17 protein-coding genes and 1 pseudogene are annotated in these 18,048 nt (G+C 61.4%); 8 read left to right on the top strand and 10 right to left on the bottom strand.

Going from position 1 to position 18,048, the window contains the following annotated elements:
- The first annotated feature begins 35 nt into the window (after positions 1 to 35).
- The 8 genes and pseudogenes from hisI (at position 36) to VLA07_RS27210 (ending at position 5,064) form a co-directional block, all read left to right on the top strand.
- Positions 36 to 437, top strand: a complete 402-nt coding sequence (gene hisI, locus VLA07_RS12615) for a phosphoribosyl-AMP cyclohydrolase (RefSeq protein ID WP_007909357.1) — start codon at positions 36 to 38, stop codon at positions 435 to 437.
- Positions 430 to 762, top strand: a complete 333-nt coding sequence (locus VLA07_RS12610) for a phosphoribosyl-ATP diphosphatase (RefSeq protein ID WP_003220849.1) — start codon at positions 430 to 432, stop codon at positions 760 to 762. The genes hisI and VLA07_RS12610 overlap by 8 nt, the downstream gene beginning before the upstream one ends.
- A gap of 25 nt (positions 763 to 787) precedes the next feature.
- A complete protein-coding gene (locus VLA07_RS12605; RefSeq protein ID WP_003220847.1) occupies positions 788 to 1,069 on the top strand; it encodes a twin-arginine translocase TatA/TatE family subunit in 282 nt (93 codons plus the stop codon).
- Positions 1,070 to 1,078: 9 nt separating this feature from the next.
- On the top strand, positions 1,079 to 1,531 hold the full coding sequence (gene tatB / locus VLA07_RS12600; protein ID WP_333989368.1) for a Sec-independent protein translocase protein TatB: 453 nt from the start codon (positions 1,079 to 1,081) through the stop codon (positions 1,529 to 1,531).
- Positions 1,528 to 2,319, top strand: coding sequence for a twin-arginine translocase subunit TatC (gene tatC, locus VLA07_RS12595; protein ID WP_027611295.1), 792 nt, complete (start codon positions 1,528 to 1,530; stop codon positions 2,317 to 2,319). The genes tatB and tatC overlap by 4 nt, the downstream gene beginning before the upstream one ends.
- The gene (locus VLA07_RS12590) at positions 2,316 to 3,023 is read left to right on the top strand and encodes a 16S rRNA (uracil(1498)-N(3))-methyltransferase (RefSeq protein ID WP_333989367.1); all 708 of its coding nucleotides are present in this window, start codon (positions 2,316 to 2,318) and stop codon (positions 3,021 to 3,023) included. The genes tatC and VLA07_RS12590 overlap by 4 nt, the downstream gene beginning before the upstream one ends.
- Before the next feature lie 124 nt (positions 3,024 to 3,147).
- Positions 3,148 to 4,209 (top strand): annotated as a pseudogene (locus VLA07_RS27215) (methyl-accepting chemotaxis protein); the annotation flags it as partial.
- The gene (locus VLA07_RS27210; protein ID WP_371915146.1) at positions 4,192 to 5,064 is read left to right on the top strand and encodes a methyl-accepting chemotaxis protein; all 873 of its coding nucleotides are present in this window, start codon (positions 4,192 to 4,194) and stop codon (positions 5,062 to 5,064) included. The pseudogene VLA07_RS27215 and the gene VLA07_RS27210, both read left to right, overlap by 18 nt.
- Positions 5,065 to 5,210: 146 nt before the next feature.
- Here the strand turns inward: VLA07_RS27210 and VLA07_RS12580 are convergent, their stop codons facing one another.
- The 10 genes from VLA07_RS12580 to hutH all read right to left on the bottom strand — a co-directional run bounded on the left by VLA07_RS12580 (position 5,211) and on the right by hutH (position 17,990).
- The gene (locus tag VLA07_RS12580) at positions 5,211 to 5,945 is read right to left on the bottom strand and encodes an amino acid ABC transporter ATP-binding protein (RefSeq protein WP_007961769.1); all 735 of its coding nucleotides are present in this window, start codon (positions 5,943 to 5,945) and stop codon (positions 5,211 to 5,213) included.
- Entirely contained in the window at positions 5,938 to 6,897 is a 960-nt protein-coding gene (locus VLA07_RS12575; RefSeq protein WP_027611292.1) for an amino acid ABC transporter permease, read from the bottom strand. The genes VLA07_RS12580 and VLA07_RS12575 overlap by 8 nt, the downstream gene beginning before the upstream one ends.
- 129 nt (positions 6,898 to 7,026) lie before the next feature.
- Positions 7,027 to 7,824 (bottom strand): transporter substrate-binding domain-containing protein, encoded by a 798-nt coding sequence (locus VLA07_RS12570; protein ID WP_003220833.1) that lies wholly within the window; start codon positions 7,822 to 7,824, stop codon positions 7,027 to 7,029.
- A 209-nt stretch (positions 7,825 to 8,033) separates the two neighbouring features.
- Positions 8,034 to 10,604 (bottom strand): glucans biosynthesis glucosyltransferase MdoH, encoded by a 2,571-nt coding sequence (gene mdoH, locus VLA07_RS12565; protein WP_333989365.1) that lies wholly within the window; start codon positions 10,602 to 10,604, stop codon positions 8,034 to 8,036.
- Positions 10,597 to 12,381, bottom strand: coding sequence for a glucan biosynthesis protein G (locus VLA07_RS12560; RefSeq protein WP_333989364.1), 1,785 nt, complete (start codon positions 12,379 to 12,381; stop codon positions 10,597 to 10,599). Before VLA07_RS12560 ends, mdoH begins: the two co-directional genes overlap by 8 nt.
- A 307-nt stretch (positions 12,382 to 12,688) precedes the next feature.
- Positions 12,689 to 13,126: a D-aminoacyl-tRNA deacylase gene (gene dtd, locus VLA07_RS12555; RefSeq protein ID WP_003220826.1), complete on the bottom strand. Its 438-nt coding sequence runs from the start codon at positions 13,124 to 13,126 to the stop codon at positions 12,689 to 12,691.
- Positions 13,123 to 14,094, bottom strand: coding sequence for a prolyl aminopeptidase (gene pip / locus VLA07_RS12550; RefSeq protein WP_003220824.1), 972 nt, complete (start codon positions 14,092 to 14,094; stop codon positions 13,123 to 13,125). Before pip ends, dtd begins: the two co-directional genes overlap by 4 nt.
- Positions 14,095 to 14,335: 241 nt before the next feature.
- Positions 14,336 to 15,139, bottom strand: coding sequence for an N-formylglutamate deformylase (gene hutG, locus VLA07_RS12545; protein ID WP_333989363.1), 804 nt, complete (start codon positions 15,137 to 15,139; stop codon positions 14,336 to 14,338).
- Positions 15,140 to 15,149: 10 nt separating this feature from the next.
- A complete protein-coding gene (hutI, locus tag VLA07_RS12540) occupies positions 15,150 to 16,355 on the bottom strand; it encodes an imidazolonepropionase (RefSeq protein WP_095137983.1) in 1,206 nt (401 codons plus the stop codon).
- A 102-nt stretch (positions 16,356 to 16,457) separates the two neighbouring features.
- Positions 16,458 to 17,990: a histidine ammonia-lyase gene (gene hutH / locus VLA07_RS12535; RefSeq protein WP_333989362.1), complete on the bottom strand. Its 1,533-nt coding sequence runs from the start codon at positions 17,988 to 17,990 to the stop codon at positions 16,458 to 16,460.
- Positions 17,991 to 18,048 lie beyond the last annotated feature (58 nt).

Below are 18,048 nucleotides of genomic sequence, written 5' to 3'. Positions count from 1 at the left end.
ACTATCGAAGTACGGGTTCGCTGTCGGAGTCGAAGATGAAAAACTGGCTGGACGAGATCAAGTGGGACGCCGATGGCCTGGTGCCGGCGATTGCCCAGGATCACAAGACCGGACGCGTGCTGATGATGGCCTGGATGAACCGCGAAGCGCTGGAACTGACCGCTGCGGAAAACCGTGCAATCTACTGGTCACGTTCCCGTGGCAAGCTGTGGCGCAAGGGCGAAGAGTCCGGCCACGTACAGACCCTGCATGAAATGCGCCTGGACTGTGATGCCGACGTGATCATCCTGATGGTCGAACAGATCGGCGACATCGCTTGCCATACCGGCCGTCAAAGCTGCTTTTACCGCGTCTTCGAAAACGGCGACTGGAAAACGGTCGACCCTGTCTTGAAAGACCCGCACGCAATCTATTCCGCAGGACACAAACATGAGTGACACCCTGACCCGCCTCGCTCAGGTACTCGAAGAGCGCAAGGGCGCCGCTGCCGACAGCTCATATGTAGCTAGTCTGTATCACAAGGGCCTGAACAAGATTCTGGAGAAAGTCGGCGAAGAGTCGGTCGAAACCATTATTGCCGCCAAGGACGCCGCCATCAGCGGTGACTGCAGCGATGTGATCTACGAGACTGCCGACCTGTGGTTCCACAGCATGGTCATGCTCGCCCAACTGGGGCAGCATCCGCAGGCCGTGCTGGATGAACTGGATCGTCGCTTCGGTCTGTCCGGACACGTCGAGAAAGCCTCGCGTCCGTCCGCCTGAACAATTTTTAGAGAGGAACAGCAACATGGGCATTTTTGACTGGAAACACTGGATCGTCATTCTGGTAGTCGTGGTGCTGGTGTTCGGCACCAAGAAACTGAAAAACCTCGGCACCGACGTCGGCGAGTCGATCAAGGGCTTCCGCAAAGCCATGAACGATGACGAAAAACCGGCCGCCGATCCGACCGTGACGCCTGCGCAGCCGGTACCACCGGTGCAGCCGCAAGCCACTGCTCAGGCCAACCCGCCGCACACCATCGACGTGCAGGCGCAGAAAGTCGAAGAGCCGATCCGCAAAGACGTGTGAGACTGACAAATGTTTGGTATCAGCTTCTCTGAACTGCTGCTCGTCGGCCTCGTCGCCCTGCTGGTGCTGGGCCCCGAGCGTCTGCCGGGCGCTGCGCGCACCGCCGGCCTGTGGGTCGGCCGGCTGAAGCGCAGCTTCAACGCGATCAAACAGGAAGTTGAACGTGAAATCGGTGCCGACGAGATCCGTCGGCAACTGCACAACGAGCACATTCTGTCGCTGGAGCAGGAGGCGCGAAAGATTTTCACGCCGGTTCAGCAGGAGCCGACGCCAGTTGAGCATGTCGGCGAGCAGACGATTCATGCGCCAGCCGCGCCCGCTGCACCTGCACCTGCACCTGTTGCTGCGCCGACAGAACCAGTGCCCGCTGCTGCAAATACTCCGGTTGAACACGTAGCCCCAACCGCCGCGCCGACCACACCAGCGCCTCACGACCCTACACTGCCGCCGCGAGCCCCATGAGCGATCTCCCTGAAAACGACCAGCACATGCCGCTGGTATCGCACCTCACCGAGTTGCGCACCCGCCTGCTGCGTTGTGTGGCGGCGGTGTTCATCATCTTCGCCGGGTTGTTCGCCTTCACCCAGCAGATCTACACCTTCGTCTCGACGCCGCTGCGCCAGTACCTGCCGGTCGGCGCGACGATGATCGCCACGGATGTGTCGTCGCCGTTCCTGACGCCGCTGAAGCTGACGATGATGGTCTCGCTGTTCCTCGCGATTCCGGTGATCCTGCATCAGATCTGGGGCTTCATCGCGCCGGGCCTGTACAAGCATGAGAAGCGCATCGCCGTGCCGCTGCTGGTGTCCAGCATCCTGCTGTTCTACACCGGCATGGCGTTCGCCTATTACTTCGTGTTCCCGCTGATCTTCAAGTTCTTCGCCGCCGCCACCCCGGCCGGCGTGGAAATGATGACCGACATCACCAGTTACCTCGACTTCGTGATGACGCTGTTCTTTGCCTTTGGTGTCGCGTTCGAAATCCCGGTGGCCGTGGTGCTGCTGGTGTGGATCGGCGTGGTCGACGTCAAATACCTGAAGAAGATCCGCCCGTACGTAATCATCGGCTGCTTCGTGGTCGGCATGATCCTCACCCCGCCGGACATCTTCTCGCAGACCCTGCTGGCGGTACCGATGTGGATGCTGTTTGAAATCGGCATTCTGTTCGGCGGCCTGATCAGCAAGCGCGAACGCCCGGACGAAACACCGGCCGACGATCACAACGACCAGCCGCCAGCGACCCAGGCATGAACCTGCTGTTGCTCGAAGAGGCCGACTTCATCGCGGCCGACCGCGTCGTGCTGCGTGACCGGCGCCTGACCCACATGCAGGAAGTTCACCGCTCGGAAGTCGGTGACAGCCTGCGCGTGGGACGGATCAATGGCTTGATGGGCTCGGCTGAGCTGCTTCGCCTTGAGGTCGGTGAAGCCGAGTTGCGTATCACCCTCGATCAACCACCACCGGCCAAGCTGCCATTGACGCTGGTATTGGCCCTGCCCCGCCCGAAGATGCTGCGACGGGTGTTCCAGACCGTGGCGACCATGGGCGTGTCGAAGGTGATTCTGGTCAACAGCTACCGGGTCGAGAAGAGTTTCTGGCAGACGCCGTTTCTCGAGCCGGAAGCGATTCGCGAGAACCTGATTCTCGGCCTCGAACAGGCCCGCGATACCGTGCTGCCGGAAGTCATCATCGAGAAGCGCTTCAAACCGTTCGTCGAAGATCGTCTGCCAGCGATCAGCGAAGGCACCCTCGGCCTGGTCGGCCATCCCGGCAATTACCCGCCGTGCCCACGTGCGTTGAGCGAACCGGTGACCCTGGCGATCGGCCCCGAAGGTGGCTGGATTCCCTACGAAATCGACCTGCTGGGCAAATCCGGCCTGCAACCGGTGCAACTGGGCGAGCGCATCCTGCGCGTCGAAACCGCCGTCACCGCCCTGCTCGCCCGCCTGTTCTGACATGCCGCTCCCCTGCGGCAGCTCCTACAGAGTGGCGGTGTCGGACAAATCGGGTTACAGATTGCCATCACCCAGCCGATACAGTCCCCATAAGTCCAATTAGTGGTCCGAGGGGAGTCGTCGCATGTACCGTTGGTTAGCCGAGAATCTTGGGAACGTCAGCGTCAAACGCAAGCTGGGTATCGGTTTCGGCCTGGTGCTGTTGCTCACCCTGCTGATTACCTTTACCGGCTGGACCGGCATGGGCGGCATCATCAGCCGTGGCGACAAGCTCGGCTTCATCTCCAGCCTCAATGAACTGACCAAGGACCTGCGCCTGGCGCGTCTGGACTATGAAGCGCGTCGTGGCGAACAAGGCCCGGGCGCGGTCAACGAGTTGCTGGCCAAACTCGCCAGCGGCTTGCAAACCGCGCGTGACCTGATCGAGCAGCCCTCAGATGCGGCCATGGTCGATCAGCAACTGGCCGCTGTCGCCGAGTACAAACGTGCCTTCGCCGACATGACACAGGCCACCGTGCAGCGTGAGGATGCGCGCAGCAAGCTCGGCGCCAGTGCCGACAATGCCGTGGCCAAAGTCTCGGAAGTCGAGAAATCCATGCTGCAGGGTGACAGCGTCACGCAATTCAACAGCGTGATCGAACTGAGCAAACTGTTGCAGCAAGCGCGCTATCAGGTGCGCGGCTATACCTACAGCGGCAAGGCCGAGGCGGAGCAGCCAGCACTGGACGCCATCGACAATGCGCTGAAAAACCTCGACAGCCTGCCGGCGAAACTGCCCGAACAGCACATCGCCAACCTGCAACAGGCCACCGACTCGATCAAGGCTTATCGCGCGGCGGTCGCCCAGTTCCGCGACTCGCAGGTGAACAATGCCAAGGCCGGGGCAACCATGACGGCTCAGGGCGACATCTTGCTCGACGTCAGCAAGAAGCTCACCGAATCACAAACCGTGGTGCGCGATACCGATGCCGCGCACGCCAAGAACATGCTAATCATCGCCACCCTGCTGGCCGTGGCCTTCGGTTTGCTGGCCGCGTGGGCGATCACCCGGCAGATCATCATTCCACTGAATCAGACCCTGAAGGTCGCCGAGCGCGTGGCTGCCGGCGACTTGACCCACAACCTGGTGTCACAGCGTCGCGACGAACTCGGCCAGTTGCAGCGCTCGATGCAGAGCATGACCCAAGGCCTGCGCGAGTTGATCGGTGGCATCAGCGACGGCGTTACGCAGATCGCCAGTGCCGCCGAAGAATTGTCTGCCGTCACCGAGCAGACCAGCGCCGGGGTCAACAATCAGAAAGTCGAGACCGACCAGGTCGCCACCGCCATGAACGAAATGGCCGCCACTGTGCAGGAAGTCGCGCGCAACGCCGAGGAAGCTTCCGAAGCCGCTGTGGCCGCCGACCAGCAGGCCCGCGAAGGCGACAAAGTGGTGGGTGAAGCCATCGCGCAGATCGAGCGTCTGGCCGTCGAAGTCGGCCACTCCACCGAAGCCATGGGCGAACTCAAGCGCGAGAGCGACAAGATCGGCAGCGTGCTCGACGTGATCAAGTCCGTGGCCCAGCAAACCAACCTGCTGGCGCTCAACGCCGCGATCGAAGCAGCGCGTGCCGGTGAGGCCGGGCGTGGTTTTGCGGTGGTTGCCGATGAAGTGCGCAGCCTCGCCCAGCGCACGCAGAAGTCCACCGAAGAGATCGAAGAGCTGATCGTCGGCCTGCAGAACGGCACCCAGCAAGTGGCGACGATCATGGACAACAGCCGCAGCCTGACCGACAGCAGCGTCGAACTGACCCGCCGCGCCGGTGGCTCACTGGAAAGCATCACCCGCACCGTCTCGGCGATTCAGGCGATGAACCAGCAGATTGCAGCGGCAGCCGAGCAGCAGAGTGCCGTGGCCGAGGAGATCAACCGTAGCGTGCTGAATGTGCGGGATGTGTCGGATCAGACGTCGGCGGCGAGTGAAGAGACCGCGGCGTCGAGTGTTGAGCTGGCGCGGCTGGGGACGCATCTGCAGATGCTGGTGGGGCGCTTCAAGGTTTGAGGTGATCCGAAAACCTCGGTTCGCTCTGAACCGAGGTGATGCATTCGCGAGCAAGCCCGCTCCCACAGTTGACCTGGTTGTCCATGCGGACGCGGTCTAATGTGGGAGCGGGCTTGCTCGCGAAAGCGGTAGGTCAGACGCTGAAATTAAAGGACCTGACGCAGAAAGGCCTGCGCCCGCGGATCCTTCGGCGCATCAAAAAACTCCGCCGGGGAAGCATCTTCCAGCAGTTTGCCGTGATCGAAGAACAGCACTCGATCCGCCACTTCCCGGGCGAAACCCATTTCGTGGGTCACGCAGACCATGGTCATGCCTTCCACGGCCAGATTCTTCATCACATCCAGCACTTCACCGACCATTTCCGGGTCGAGGGCCGAAGTCGGTTCGTCGAACAGCATCACTTTCGGGTCCATCGCCAGCGCCCGGGCAATCGCCACGCGCTGTTGCTGGCCGCCGGACAGGCGTGATGGATATTCCCGAGCCTTCTGCGCAATACCGACCTTCTCCAGCAACGCCAAGGCCTTGGCCTCACTTTCCTTCTGCCCACGCTTGCGCACGACTTTCTGCGCCAGACAGAGGTTTTCCAGCACGGTCATGTGCGGGAACAGGTTGAAGTGCTGGAACACCATGCCGACTTCGCGGCGGTAGGCGTTGACGTCGGTTTTCGGGTCGGCCAGTTGCAGACCGTCGATGCTCACCGAGCCCGAGTCGAATTCTTCCAGGCCATTGAGGCAGCGCAGGAAGGTCGATTTGCCCGAGCCCGACGGGCCGATCACCACCAGCACTTCGCCCTTGGCGACAGATGTGGTGACGTTATCCACCGCCCGGACTACCTGGCCACGGGTGTCGAAGACTTTTACCAGATCGCGGACTTCAATCACTTTGCGCGAGCCTCCGCTCAAGCCGGCTGGCGATTTTCGACAACGGCAGGTTGATCAACAGGTACAGGCCGGCGACACAGAACAGGATTTCGAACGGCGAGAACGAGGTGGTGATGACTTCACGACCACTTTTCAGCAGCTCGGTAATCGCAATCACCGACACCAGCGAGGTGTCCTTGACCAGGCTGATGAACTGCCCGGCCAGCGGTGGCAGTACGCGTTTAAATGCTTGCGGCAGTACCACGTGGCGCATCGACTGGCCGGCGCTCAGACCGAGCGAACGCGCCGCTTCGTTCTGGCCACGGGCAATCGACTGCACCCCGGAACGGATAATCTCGGCCACGTAGGCGCCGGTAAACAGCGACAGCGCGGCGATCCCGGCGAACTCCCGGGACAGGTTCATCACCGTGCCGATGAAGAAGTAGAAAATGAAGATCTGCACCAGCAGCGGCGTGCCGCGCACCAGTTCGACGTAGATGCTCGAAAGGTCGCGCAGGGTCGGGTTGCTCGACAGGCGGCACAACCCGGTGACGAGACCGATCAGCAGACCGAGCACACCCGACACCACCGACAGCCACAGCGTGGTCCAAAGGCCCCACAGCAGCGGCCCTGCCGCCCAATGCCGGGTCACGCCCACGACGTCGCCTTCCGCCACATCGTCGCCCTGAGCGAATTGCAGGCTGTTTTCGTCGACGGTCAGGTGCTGCTCGTCACCGGCGTCGTTGCGCAGGGTGACCTGCGCGCTACCGCCCTTGCGTACCAGCTCGGTAACGGTGGAGATATCGGTGGCACGCTGGGATTCTTCGGCCTGATAGGCGAAGTACTGCGGCACGCGGTTCCAGCGCCATTCGTAGGACATCAGCGACGTGGCGTAATACAACGCGCCCGCCAGGCCGACCAGCACCAGCACGGTCAGGACGTGCCAGGGCCATTGGGCTTTTTTCTGTTTCATTGCAGGTTCCGGATTTTTGTTGCTATGGAGGGCCTCTTCGCGAGCAGGCTCGCTCCCACAGGGAAATGCATTCCAATGTGGGAGCGAGCCTGCTCGCGATTGGGGCGACTCGGTCTGACTGACCCAGTGTTATTCCATGTCCTTGAGCCACTCGGTGCTCTTGAACCACTTGTCATGGATGCGATCGTAGGTGCCGTCTTCGTGGATCTGGTGCAGGAAGTTGTTGATGAAGTTGATGCTGTCGTAATCACCCTTCTTCAGACCGAAGGCCAGCGGCTCGTAGGTGAACGGCTTGTCGAGGAACACCAGTTTGCCGGCGCCGACCTTGTTCACCGCGACCACGTTGTACGGCGCGTCGTAGATGAACGCGTCAGCCTTGCCGTTGACCACGTCGAGCACGGCTTCCTGCTCGTTGTCGTAGCCGTGGTACTTGGCCTTGGCGATCAGCTTCTTGGCGACCATCTCGCCGGTGGTACCGAGCTTGGAGGTGATGCGGTAGTCGGCGGTGTTCAGGTCTTTATAGGACTTGATGGTGCCTTCCAGCTCCTTGCGGATCAGCAGGGTCTGGCCGACCACGATGAACGGTTCGCTGAAGTTCAGGCGCAGGTTACGTTCCTGAGTCAGGGTCATGCCACTGCCGATCATGTCGAACTTGTCGGTCATCAGGGCCGGGATGATCCCGTCGTAACCGGTGGACACCAACTCGAGCTTGACGCCCATGGCCTTGGACATGGCTTTGAGGATGTCGACTTCGAAACCGATGATTTCGCCGCGCTTGTTGGTCATTTCGAACGGCATGTAGGTCGGATCCATACCGACTTTCAACGTGCCGCGCTTGACCGCGTCATCGATTGCACCAGCGTGCGCCGCATTGACTGCAACCAGTGCCGTGACGCCGACCAGCAGCATCGACAGATACTTCTTCATCTTCAAGTCCCCAAAACCATTGCAATTGCGGCGCGAAAACCGACTGAAATGGACAAGATCGTCCGGGCGCGCCAATTCGGGGACGGATGCTAACGCACTCGATTTTTTGCACAAGGTTTAATGGACGATTTGTTTAACAATCAAGGGCCGGGGTGAAGGTCTCTTTTTATCGAGATCAAAAAAAACCCCGCTTTCGCGGGGTTTCTTCATCAGGCCGGTTGCGCCTGCAAGCTCACAGGCTTGAGTGGCAACAGCGGCGCATGCGGATCGGCTTTCACCGAAGCGCGCCAGGCATCCAGCCACTCGTTGTGACCTTCGGCCCAGACCAGCTCGTGCAGACGCGCCAAGGCCACCGGATCGCTCAACAGTTGCAGGCGATCATGATTGCTCAGGGCTGCCGGACCCGCCTTCAGGGCGTGACGTACACGCTCCTGACGCAGCCATTCGATCGGCTCGGCCTGACCGTGACGGGCCGTCGCCAGCGAACACGCCAGGGCGTTCTGCTGCGGATCGACCACGGCGCGGATGAAGCCGTCGTTCAGTGCATGCCAGCGGTTTTCGTGGGTGTACTGGTCGGTCGCCAGCAGTGCCTGCGGCGGATTGTATTCCTCGGGGATGAGGAACAGGCTCTCGTCACGGGACTTCAGGCCCAGACCGACACGGCTGGAAATCACCGACACCGGGATCGACAGCATCAGCGAACCGACGATCGGCACCAGCCACCACAGGAAGCTCGGGTTCAGCCAGATCACCAGCAGCGCCCAGCAGAAGCCCAGCAGGGTCTGCGGACCGTGGCGCTTGACCGCCTCGCTCCAAGGCGTGGAGTCGTCGTCACGCTGTGGCGAGTTCCAGGTAGCGGCCCAGCCGAGGAACGCGGCGAGCACGAAACGGGTGTGGAAAATCATCCGCACCGGCGCCAGCAGCATGGAGAACAACATCTCCAGCAGCATCGACAGGGTCACTTTGAACTTGCCACCGAACTCTTTCGCGCCCTTGGCCCAGATCAGGATGATGCTCAACAGCTTCGGCAGGAACAGCAGCACGATGGTCGTCGAGAACAGCGCGATCGCCTTGTCCGGGTGCCATTGCGGCCACAGCGGATAAAGCTGACGCGGTTCCAGGAAATACTGCGGCTCCATCAGTGTGTTCACCGCCAGCAGCGCGGTCGACAACACCAGGAAGAAGAACCACAACGGCGCCGACAGGTACGACATCACGCCGGTCAGGAACACCGCGCGGTGCACCGGGTGCATGCCTTTGACCAGGAACAGGCGGAAGTTCATCAGGTTGCCGTGGCACCAGCGACGGTCACGCTTGAGCTCGTCGAGCAGGTTCGGCGGCAGTTCTTCGTAGCTGCCCGGCAGGTCGTAGGCAATCCACACGCCCCAACCGGCACGGCGCATCAGTGCGGCTTCAACGAAGTCGTGAGACAGAATCGCACCGGAGAACGCACCCTTGCCCGGCAACGGCGCCAGGGCGCAGTGGTCGATGAACGGCTTCATGCGGATGATCGCGTTGTGACCCCAGTAGTGGGATTCACCCAGCTGCCAGAAGTGCAGGCCGGCAGTGAACAGCGGACCGTACACGCGGGTAGCGAACTGCTGCATGCGCGCATACAGGGTATCCATGCCCGACGCACGCGGCGCGGTCTGGATGATCCCGGCGTCCGGCGTGGCTTCCATCAGGCGTACCAGACTGGTCAGGCACTCGCCGCTCATCACCGAGTCGGCGTCGAGCACGACCATGTACTTGTAGTCACCGCCCCAGCGACGGCAGAAGTCGTCGAGGTTGCCGCTCTTGCGTTTCACACGGCGGCGACGGCGGCGGTAGAAGATCTTGCCAAAGCCTTTGGCTTCGCGGCAGACGTCCAGCCAGGCCTGTTGCTCGGCGACGCAGATATCGGTGTCGTTACTGTCGCTGAGGACGAAGAAGTCGAAGCGATCCAGATCACCGGTAGCGGCGACCGACTCGAAGGTGGCGCGCAGACCGGCGAATACCCGGGGCACGTCTTCGTTGCAGATCGGCATCACCAGCGCGGTACGAGCGTCTTTCGGAATCGGCTCGTTGCCGGCACTTTTGCCGGAGATACGGTATTTATCGTGACCGGTGAGCAACTCGAGGAAGCCCATCAGTGCCGTCCAGAAACCGGCCGAGACCCAGCAGAACAGAATCCCGAACAGGATCAGGATGCTGGTCTGCAGCGCATACGGCAGCACTTGCGTGGCGGTTTGCAGCAGCGGCTGGTGCAGCACTTCGTCCAGATCGACGAACGACCAGCCCTGGTACGGCATGATGCCTTTCATGTACCAGCCGGCAACGATGGTCTGACCGAGCATCAGCAGCAACAGAATGTAGCGACGGATCGAACCGACGGTACGCCAGCGCGCCGCCGGCAAGACGTTTTCGTCCTTCGGCGGCTGTGGCGGGTTGGTGCGCCCGGTGAGGCGGCGCCAGCCACGCACCAGAATATTGGTGCGCCATGGCTCCGGCACGACTTTGGTCCGACGGATCGGCGGTGTCGCCTTCATACTGACCCGACCGCTGGCGTCGAGCACCAGCATTTCCGCCTCTTCCAGCTCCTCGGCGGTGCTCAGGGTCAGGCGCTTGCCCACCGAAGCCTGGGCGGCTTCGGCAGGCGCGTCGAACGTTGACGACGACAGGCGCTGGTGCAGTTCGCTGAAGGACTGGCAGCCCGCGAGTTCCGCGCGCTGCTCGTCGGTCATCGGCAGATGCGCCAGATACTCGGACAGAGTCTCTGGCTGTACTTGAGAGTTACTCATCGGCAGGCAACTGATAGCTCCAGGTCTCGGTCAGGACTTCTTCAGTCGGTGCCGATTCCGGTGTGGCTGGGGCCGCGTTGGCAGCCGCTGGCTGCTTGGCGTCTTTGTTGGCCTTGTCCTTGGCATCTACGGCTGGCTTGGCGTCAGCCTGTTTGGCCTCGGCTGCCTTGGCTTCCTTCTCGTCCTTCTCTTGTTGCTTGGCCGCAACCTTGTCCGCCTTGGCCACCGACGAATTCGACGCCGGTACCGAAGACTTGGCCAGATCAGCGGTCACCACTGGCTGTACCAGGGCAGCGCGCATCTCGGTGGACTTGCTCGCGTCCTTGATTTTCATCCGCAGAGTCAGGCGCCAGCCCTTGGTTTCCGGGTTGTAGCGCACGCTGTTCTCGACCAGCTCGGCGTTATCGCCAACGCTGACCTGACTGCGCACGTCGGCATCCGGGGCCAGAGCCGCCAGCGATGGACCTTCGAAGTCGACCAGGTAAGCGACGCTGCCGTCCGGCTGACGGATCAGGTTCGACTGTTTGACGTCGCCGGTCGAACGCAGGGTCTGCTTGACCCAGGCGCTGTCGGGGGCGTGAATCGCCGCTTCGTCCATGGTCCAGTGCAGGCGGTAGGCGAAGTCCAGCGGCTTGCCTGGCTCCGGCATGGTTTCCGGGCTCCAGAACGCAACGATGTTGTCGTTGGTTTCGTCGGCAGTCGGAATCTCTACCAGATCAACGGTGCCCTTGCCCCACTCGCCCTTCGGCTCGATCCAGGCGCTTGGGCGCTTGTCGTAGCGATCGTCGAGGTCTTCGTAGTGGCTGAAGTCGCGGCCACGTTGCAGCAGACCGAAACCACGCGGGTTCTCGACGCTGAAGTTGCTCACGGCCAGGTGTTTCGGGTTGTTCAGCGGACGCCAGATCCACTCGCCGTTGCCGGCATGGATCGACAGACCGCTGGAGTCGTGCAGTTCACGACGGTAGTTGAGGACTTTCGACGGCTGGTTGGCGCCGAACAGGAACATGCTGGTCAACGGTGCGATGCCCAGTTTGCCGACCTTGTCACGCAGGAACATCTGCGCCTTGACGTCGACAATGGTGTCGCTGCCCGGACGCAGGATCAGGCGATAGGCACCGGTGGCGCGCGGCGAATCAAGCAGGGCGAAGATCACCAGGTGCTTGTCGCCCGGCTTCGGCTGCTGAATCCAGAACTCGCGGAAACGCGGGAATTCTTCGCCCGACGGCAGTGCGGTGTCGATCGCCAGACCACGGGCCGACAGACCGTAAGTGTGACCCTTGCCGACGACGCGGAAGTAGCTCGCGCCGAGCATGGTCATGATTTCGTCTTGTTTGTCGGCCTTGTTGATCGGGTACAGCACACGGAAACCGGCGTAGCCCAGTTGCTCGGTGGCTTTCGGATCGAACTTGAGGTCGCCGAAATCGAAGCGGGTCGGATCGTACTTGATCTCTTCGACGGTGTTCGCCGTGATTTCGTTGATTTTCACCGGCGTATCGAAGTGCATGCCCTGGTGATAGAAGGACAGCTTAAACGGTGTCTTCTGATCGGCCCACTCAGCCTTTTCGGTGAGGAAGCGGATTTTCTGATAATCCGCGAACTTCATGTCACGGAATTCGTTCGGCAGGTTGCTGCGCGGGGCTTCGAACTTCTGCCCGGCCAGCTCTTTAGCCTTGGCTGATACATCGTCAAGATTGAACGCCCAAAGCTGGCCGGCGCTGAGCAGGCACAGGAGCGCCGAGCCGGCTACCAGGGCACTTCGCATGCGTTTGGCAGACATTTTTGCTGCATTACAGGGACTAACAATCACGAGCAACCCTCGCCGAAAACAGATCAAAAAACCAACGGCCAGCTATCTATATGCCAGGTTGGCGAGCATTGTTCCGACTCCGCTGGGGCAAAATGATTCCCCAATCGGATCCAGACAAGTCTCTACCTAAGTCAAAAATGGACCAACGAACGCTGATCCCCATAGCGCGCGATTATCTAGTAGCCCGCGTGACAACGCATCAGGGGTAACAAAGTATTTATCGCGAAAAACGCCTGTTTTCAGTCGAAAAGCCCTTGAAAAGGTGTTTCAAGCGCTTTCATGTCTGTAACAGGAAGGTTACCGGGCCATCGTTGACCAGGTGCACCTGCATATCCGCGCCGAATCTACCTGATGCCACAGTGCCATGCATCTGTTTCGCTTTGCTTAATAGATAGTCGAACAATTCCTCGCCCAATGCCGGAGGGGCCGCGGTCGAGAAACTCGGGCGCAACCCGCTCTTGGTGTCGGCAGCGAGGGTGAACTGAGAGACCAGCAGCAACCCGCCGCCCACATCCGCCAGGGACAGATTCATCTTGCCCTCAGCGTCACTGAATACCCGATAGTTAAGCAGCTTATGCAGAAGTTTGTCGGCGCTGGTACGGGTGTCGTCGGGTTCGACCGCCACCAGCACCAGCAAACCCTGATCCACCGCGCCGACTATCTCTCCCGCAACCTCTACCCGTGCACCGCGCACGCGCTGTAACAGCCCCTTCATGCTTCTTCAGGCGGCAGGTCGAGCAGGCGCCGGGCCATGTTGCTCGCGGCCCGCACCAGCGCATCGGTGATGCCCGGTTCGGAGGCGGCGTGACCGGCGTCGCGAATCACCTGCAACTCGCTGTTCGGCCAGGCCTGATGCAACTCCCAGGCGTTGTCCAGCGGACAGATCACGTCGTAGCGACCGTGAATGATCACCCCTGGCAGATGGGCAATCTTGCCCATGTCGCGGATCAACTGATTCGGCTCAAGGAATGCGTTGTTGGTGAAGTAGTGACACTCGATCCGCGCGATCGACAGGGCGCGCTGCGGTTCGGAGAAACGGTCGACCACCAGCGGGTTCGGCCGCAGGGTCGCGGTGCGTCCTTCCCAAGTCGACCAGGCCTTGGCCGCGTGCATCTGAGCGATCTGATCGTTACCGACCAGGCGCTTGTGGAAGGCGCTGAGCAGATCGTCGCGCTCGTCCAGCGGGATTGGCGCGATGTAGTCCTGCCAGTAATCGGGAAACAGACGGCTGGCACCGGCTTGATAGAACCACTCGATTTCCTGCGGACGGCAGAGAAAGATCCCACGCAGGATCAGACCGTGTACGCGCTCCGGGTGGGTTTGCGCGTAGGCCAGCGCCAGAGTCGAACCCCACGAACCGCCGAACAGCACCCATTTATCGATGCCCAAGTGCTTGCGGATACGCTCAAGGTCAGCGACCAGATCCCAGGTGGTGTTGTTTTCCAGGCTCGCATGCGGGGTGGAGCGTCCGCAGCCGCGCTGGTCGAAGGTGACAATGCGATACAGGTTCGGATCGAAATAGCGACGGCTCTGCGCGTCGCAACCGGCACCCGGGCCGCCGTGGATGAACACCACCGGCAAGCCTTCCGGCGAGCCGCTTTCATCGACGTACAGCGTGTGGGTGTCATCGACAGCCAGATCGTGCCGGGCGTGGGGTTTGATCTGCGGAAACAATGTCTGCATTGCGCGCTCCGTAAGGGGTCGAGGTCATCCCTGGGGGGACTTCTATTATTCTGCCGTTCGGCATCATAAACCCGATTTACTTCAATGAGCATGCTCCAGAGCAGTCAGCGTTTGTCAGCCGTAAACTTCGCAGGCTATCCACCATCCTGTGGGAGCGAGCCTGCTCGCGAATGCGGTGTGCCATTCAACGTAGATGCTGGCTGAACGGACGCCTTCGCGAGCAAGCCCGCTCCCACAGGGGTTATGCGGTGTAGTGCGACTTTGCCCAGGCCAGCAGGCCCTGCAGCAACTCCTTGAGCACCACCCGCGTCGGCTCCGCCAGATCGACGCGGTAGCGGAACGGTTCGAACTCTTCCATGTAGGTGCTCTGGCACAACTCCAGTTGCACGGCGTGGATGTTCTCGGCCGGGTTGCCGTAATGGCGGGTGATGTGGCCGCCCTTGAAGCGTCCGTTGAGCACGTGGCTGTAATGATCGTGACGGGCGCAGATGGCTTCCAGTTGCGTCGCCAATCGTGGATCGCAACTGGCGCCGTTGAAGGTGCCAAGGTTGAAATCCGGCAGTTTGCCGTCGAACAGGTGCGGGATGATCGAACGGATCGAATGCGCGTCGAACAGCAGCGCATAGCCGAACTCGGCCTTCAGCCGCGCCAGCTCTTGTTGCAGGGTGCGGTGATACGGCGTCCAGACCTGTTCCAGGTAGGTCGCGCGCTCTGCTTTCGAGGGCTCGTGCCCTTCGCGGAACAGCGGAATGCCATCGAACAGCGTCGCCGGGTACAGCCCGGTGGTGGCGCCGGCATACAACGGTTTGTCATCGGACGGACGGTTAAGGTCGATGACGAACCGCGAGTATTCGGCGGCCAACGTGCTGGCGCCCAGTTCCTCGGCAAAGTCATAGAGCTGCGGAATGTGCCAGTCGGTGTCCGGCAGGCTTTTCGCGTCCGCGATCAGCCCGGCTTCGACCGCTGGCGTCAGGCGCACGCCGGCATGCGGCATGCTGATCAGCAGCGGTACGCGACCTTGTTTGAAACTCAGAACCTTATCCACAACCGCTCTCCTACAGACTTGATTCGACGCCGTGACGCACGACGCGTTTGTCCAGATCACCACCGAGCCAATAGGCCAGATCCGCCGGACGATCGATGTGCCAGGCGACGAAATCCGCGACCTTGCCGACTTCCAGCGAACCGTGGGTATCAGCCATGCCCAGCGCTTGCGCGGCGTGAATGGTCGCGCCGGCCAGTGCTTCTTCCGGAGTCATACGGAAGCAGGTGCAGGCCATGTTCAGCATCAGGCGCAACGACAGCGCCGGCGAGGTGCCGGGGTTGAGGTCACTGGCGATGGCGATCTTGACCTTGTGTTTGCGCAGGGCGTCCATCGGCGGCAACTGGGTTTCGCGCAGGAAGTAGAACGCACCCGGCAGCAGCACGGCGACGGTGTCGGATTTGGCCATGGCGATGGCGTCGTCTTCGTCCATGAACTCCAGATGGTCGGCAGACAACGCGTGATACCGTGCGGCCAGACTGGAGCCATGCAGCGACGACAATTGCTCGGCATGCAGCTTCACCGGCAGGCCGAGTTTTTGTGCGGTGATGAACACCCGCTCGACCTGCTCCGGCGAGAACGCCAGGTACTCGCAAAACGCATCCACCGCATCGACCAGCCCTTCGGCGGCCAATGCCGGGAGCATCTCGGCGCAGATGTGCTCGATGTAGTCGTCAGCGCGATCCTTGTACTCCGGCGGCAGCGCGTGGGCGGCCAGACAGGTACTGCGCACGCTGATCGGCAGCTCCTTGGCCAGGCGACGAATGACCCGCAGGATCTTGCGTTCGCTGGCCAGATCGAGACCGTAGCCGGACTTCATCTCGACCGTGGTCACGCCGTCGCGCATCAGGCTTTTCAGACGCTTGGCGGCGCTGGCGAACAGCTCGTCTTCGCTCGCTTCACGGGTGGCGCGCACGGTGCTGGCAATGCCGCCGCCCTGCGCCGCGATCTCGGCATAGCTGACGCCTTGCAGACGCTTCTCGAATTCGCCGCTTCGGTTGCCGCCGAACACCGTGTGGGTGTGGCAGTCGATCAGGCCCGGGGTCACCCACGCGCCTTGCAGATCGTTGACCGCCGGGTATTCACCGGACGGCAGCAGATTGCGCGGACCGATCCACTCGATGTGCGCACCGGACGTCACAATGGCCGCATCCTCGATGATCGAGTAGACGCCCTGCGCCATGGTTGCGACGTGGCAGTGTTGCCAGAGGGTTTTCATCCCTTAGTCTCCACAGTATTCAAAATCGATTTCGCGAGCAGGCTCGCTCCCACAGTTGAAATGCATTCTCCTGTGGGAGCGAGCCTGCTCGCGAAGAGGCCATTACAGGCTAGGCAGCAATTTCGCCGGAACCAATTCGCTCAAGCAGCGCGACGCCAGCAACTCGGTCGCCGCATTGATGTCCGGTGCAAAGAAGCGGTCCTTCTCATAGAACGGCACTTCGCGGCGCAGAATCGCCCGGGCCTGCTCCAGCTTGGCCGAAGTCTTCAGACCGTTGCGCAGGTCCAGCCCCTGCACCGCCGCCAGCCATTCCACCGCGAGAATCCCGCGGGTGTTCTCGGCCATTTCCCACAGGCGCTTGCCGGCGGCCGGAGCCATCGACACGTGGTCTTCCTGGTTGGCCGAGGTCGGCAGGCTGTCGACCGAATGCGGATGGGACAGCGCCTTGTTCTCGCTGGCCAATGCTGCCGCGGTGACCTGAGCGATCATGAAGCCGGAGTTCACACCACCATTGGCCACCAGGAACGGCGGCAGTTGCGACATGTGCTTGTCCATCATCAGCGAGATACGGCGTTCGCTCAGCGAGCCGATTTCAGCGATGGCCAGGGCCATGTTGTCGGCGGCCATGGCCACGGGTTCGGCGTGGAAGTTGCCACCGGAAATCACATCGCCTTCAGCGGCGAATACCAACGGGTTGTCGGAGACGGCGTTGGATTCAACCACCAGCACGTCGGCGGCCTGACGGAACTGGGTCAGGCAGGCGCCCATGACTTGTGGCTGGCAACGCAAGGAGTACGGGTCCTGAACCTTTTCGCAGTTCTGGTGCGAATCGGACACTTCGCTGCGCTCGCCGAGCAGATCGCGATATGCGACTGCAGCATCGATCTGGCCTTTCTGGCCACGAGCGGCGTGAATACGTGCGTCGAACGGCGAGCGCGAACCGAGCACCGCTTCCACCGTCAGACCGCCAATAGCCAGCGCGCCGGCAAACAGGTCTTCACCTTCAAACAGACCGCGCAGGGCAAATGCGGTAGACACTTGAGTGCCGTTGAGCAGTGCCAGACCTTCTTTCGCCGCCAGGGTCAGCGGGGTCAGACCGGCGACTTTCAGCGCTTCGGTGGCTTCCATCCATTCGCCCTTGTAGCGCGCCTTGCCTTCGCCCAGCAGCACCAGCGACATGTGCGCCAATGGCGCGAGGTCACCGGATGCACCCACCGAACCCTTGAGCGGAATATGCGGATAAACCTCGGCGTTGATCAGCGCGATCAGCGCGTCGATCACCACGCGGCGGATGCCGGAAAAACCACGGCTGAGGCTGTTGACCTTGAGCACCATGATCAGGCGCACCAGCTCATCGCTGATCGGCTGGCCGACACCGGCGGCGTGCGACAGCACCAGCGAACGCTGTAGGTTTTCCAGATCTTCGCTGGCGATGCGGGTCGACGCCAGCAGGCCGAAGCCGGTGTTGATGCCGTATGCAGTGCGGTTCTCGGCGAGGATCTGCTCGACGCAGGCGACGCTGGCCTCGATCTGCGCCGCAGCACTGTGGTCGAGGGTCAGCTTGACCGGTTGCTGATAGACATCACGCAGTTGGGCCAGGCTCAGTTGGCCGGGAATCAGGTTCAGCGCAGTCATTAAAATGCTCCTTTTGAACATTGTTATTAACTACCAGTCGCTCCGGAGCATTCCGTTA

The sequence above is a fragment of the Pseudomonas sp. S3(2024) genome, assembly GCF_036861315.1.
Lineage (GTDB): Bacteria > Pseudomonadota > Gammaproteobacteria > Pseudomonadales > Pseudomonadaceae > Aquipseudomonas > Aquipseudomonas putida_A.
This window is presented reverse-complemented; position numbering and strand designations above follow the sequence as displayed.

Excerpts from the sequence above, each read along its gene's own strand:
- hisI (WP_007909357.1), top strand. The coding sequence starts at position 36 with ATGAAAAACTGGCTGGACGAGATCAAGTGGGACGCCGATGGCCTGGTG.
- VLA07_RS12610 (WP_003220849.1), top strand. The coding sequence starts at position 430 with ATGAGTGACACCCTGACCCGCCTCGCTCAGGTACTCGAAGAGCGCAAG.
- VLA07_RS12605 (WP_003220847.1), top strand. The coding sequence starts at position 788 with ATGGGCATTTTTGACTGGAAACACTGGATCGTCATTCTGGTAGTCGTG.
- tatB (WP_333989368.1), top strand. The coding sequence starts at position 1,079 with ATGTTTGGTATCAGCTTCTCTGAACTGCTGCTCGTCGGCCTCGTCGCC.
- tatC (WP_027611295.1), top strand. The coding sequence starts at position 1,528 with ATGAGCGATCTCCCTGAAAACGACCAGCACATGCCGCTGGTATCGCAC.
- VLA07_RS12590 (WP_333989367.1), top strand. The coding sequence starts at position 2,316 with ATGAACCTGCTGTTGCTCGAAGAGGCCGACTTCATCGCGGCCGACCGC.
- VLA07_RS27210 (WP_371915146.1), top strand. The coding sequence starts at position 4,192 with ATGCAGAGCATGACCCAAGGCCTGCGCGAGTTGATCGGTGGCATCAGC.
- VLA07_RS12575 (WP_027611292.1), bottom strand. The coding sequence starts at position 6,897 with ATGAAACAGAAAAAAGCCCAATGGCCCTGGCACGTCCTGACCGTGCTG.
- VLA07_RS12570 (WP_003220833.1), bottom strand. The coding sequence starts at position 7,824 with ATGAAGAAGTATCTGTCGATGCTGCTGGTCGGCGTCACGGCACTGGTT.
- mdoH (WP_333989365.1), bottom strand. The coding sequence starts at position 10,604 with ATGAGTAACTCTCAAGTACAGCCAGAGACTCTGTCCGAGTATCTGGCG.
- VLA07_RS12560 (WP_333989364.1), bottom strand. The coding sequence starts at position 12,381 with ATGTCTGCCAAACGCATGCGAAGTGCCCTGGTAGCCGGCTCGGCGCTC.
- dtd (WP_003220826.1), bottom strand. The coding sequence starts at position 13,126 with ATGAAGGGGCTGTTACAGCGCGTGCGCGGTGCACGGGTAGAGGTTGCG.
- pip (WP_003220824.1), bottom strand. The coding sequence starts at position 14,094 with ATGCAGACATTGTTTCCGCAGATCAAACCCCACGCCCGGCACGATCTG.
- hutI (WP_095137983.1), bottom strand. The coding sequence starts at position 16,355 with ATGAAAACCCTCTGGCAACACTGCCACGTCGCAACCATGGCGCAGGGC.
- hutH (WP_333989362.1), bottom strand. The coding sequence starts at position 17,990 with ATGACTGCGCTGAACCTGATTCCCGGCCAACTGAGCCTGGCCCAACTG.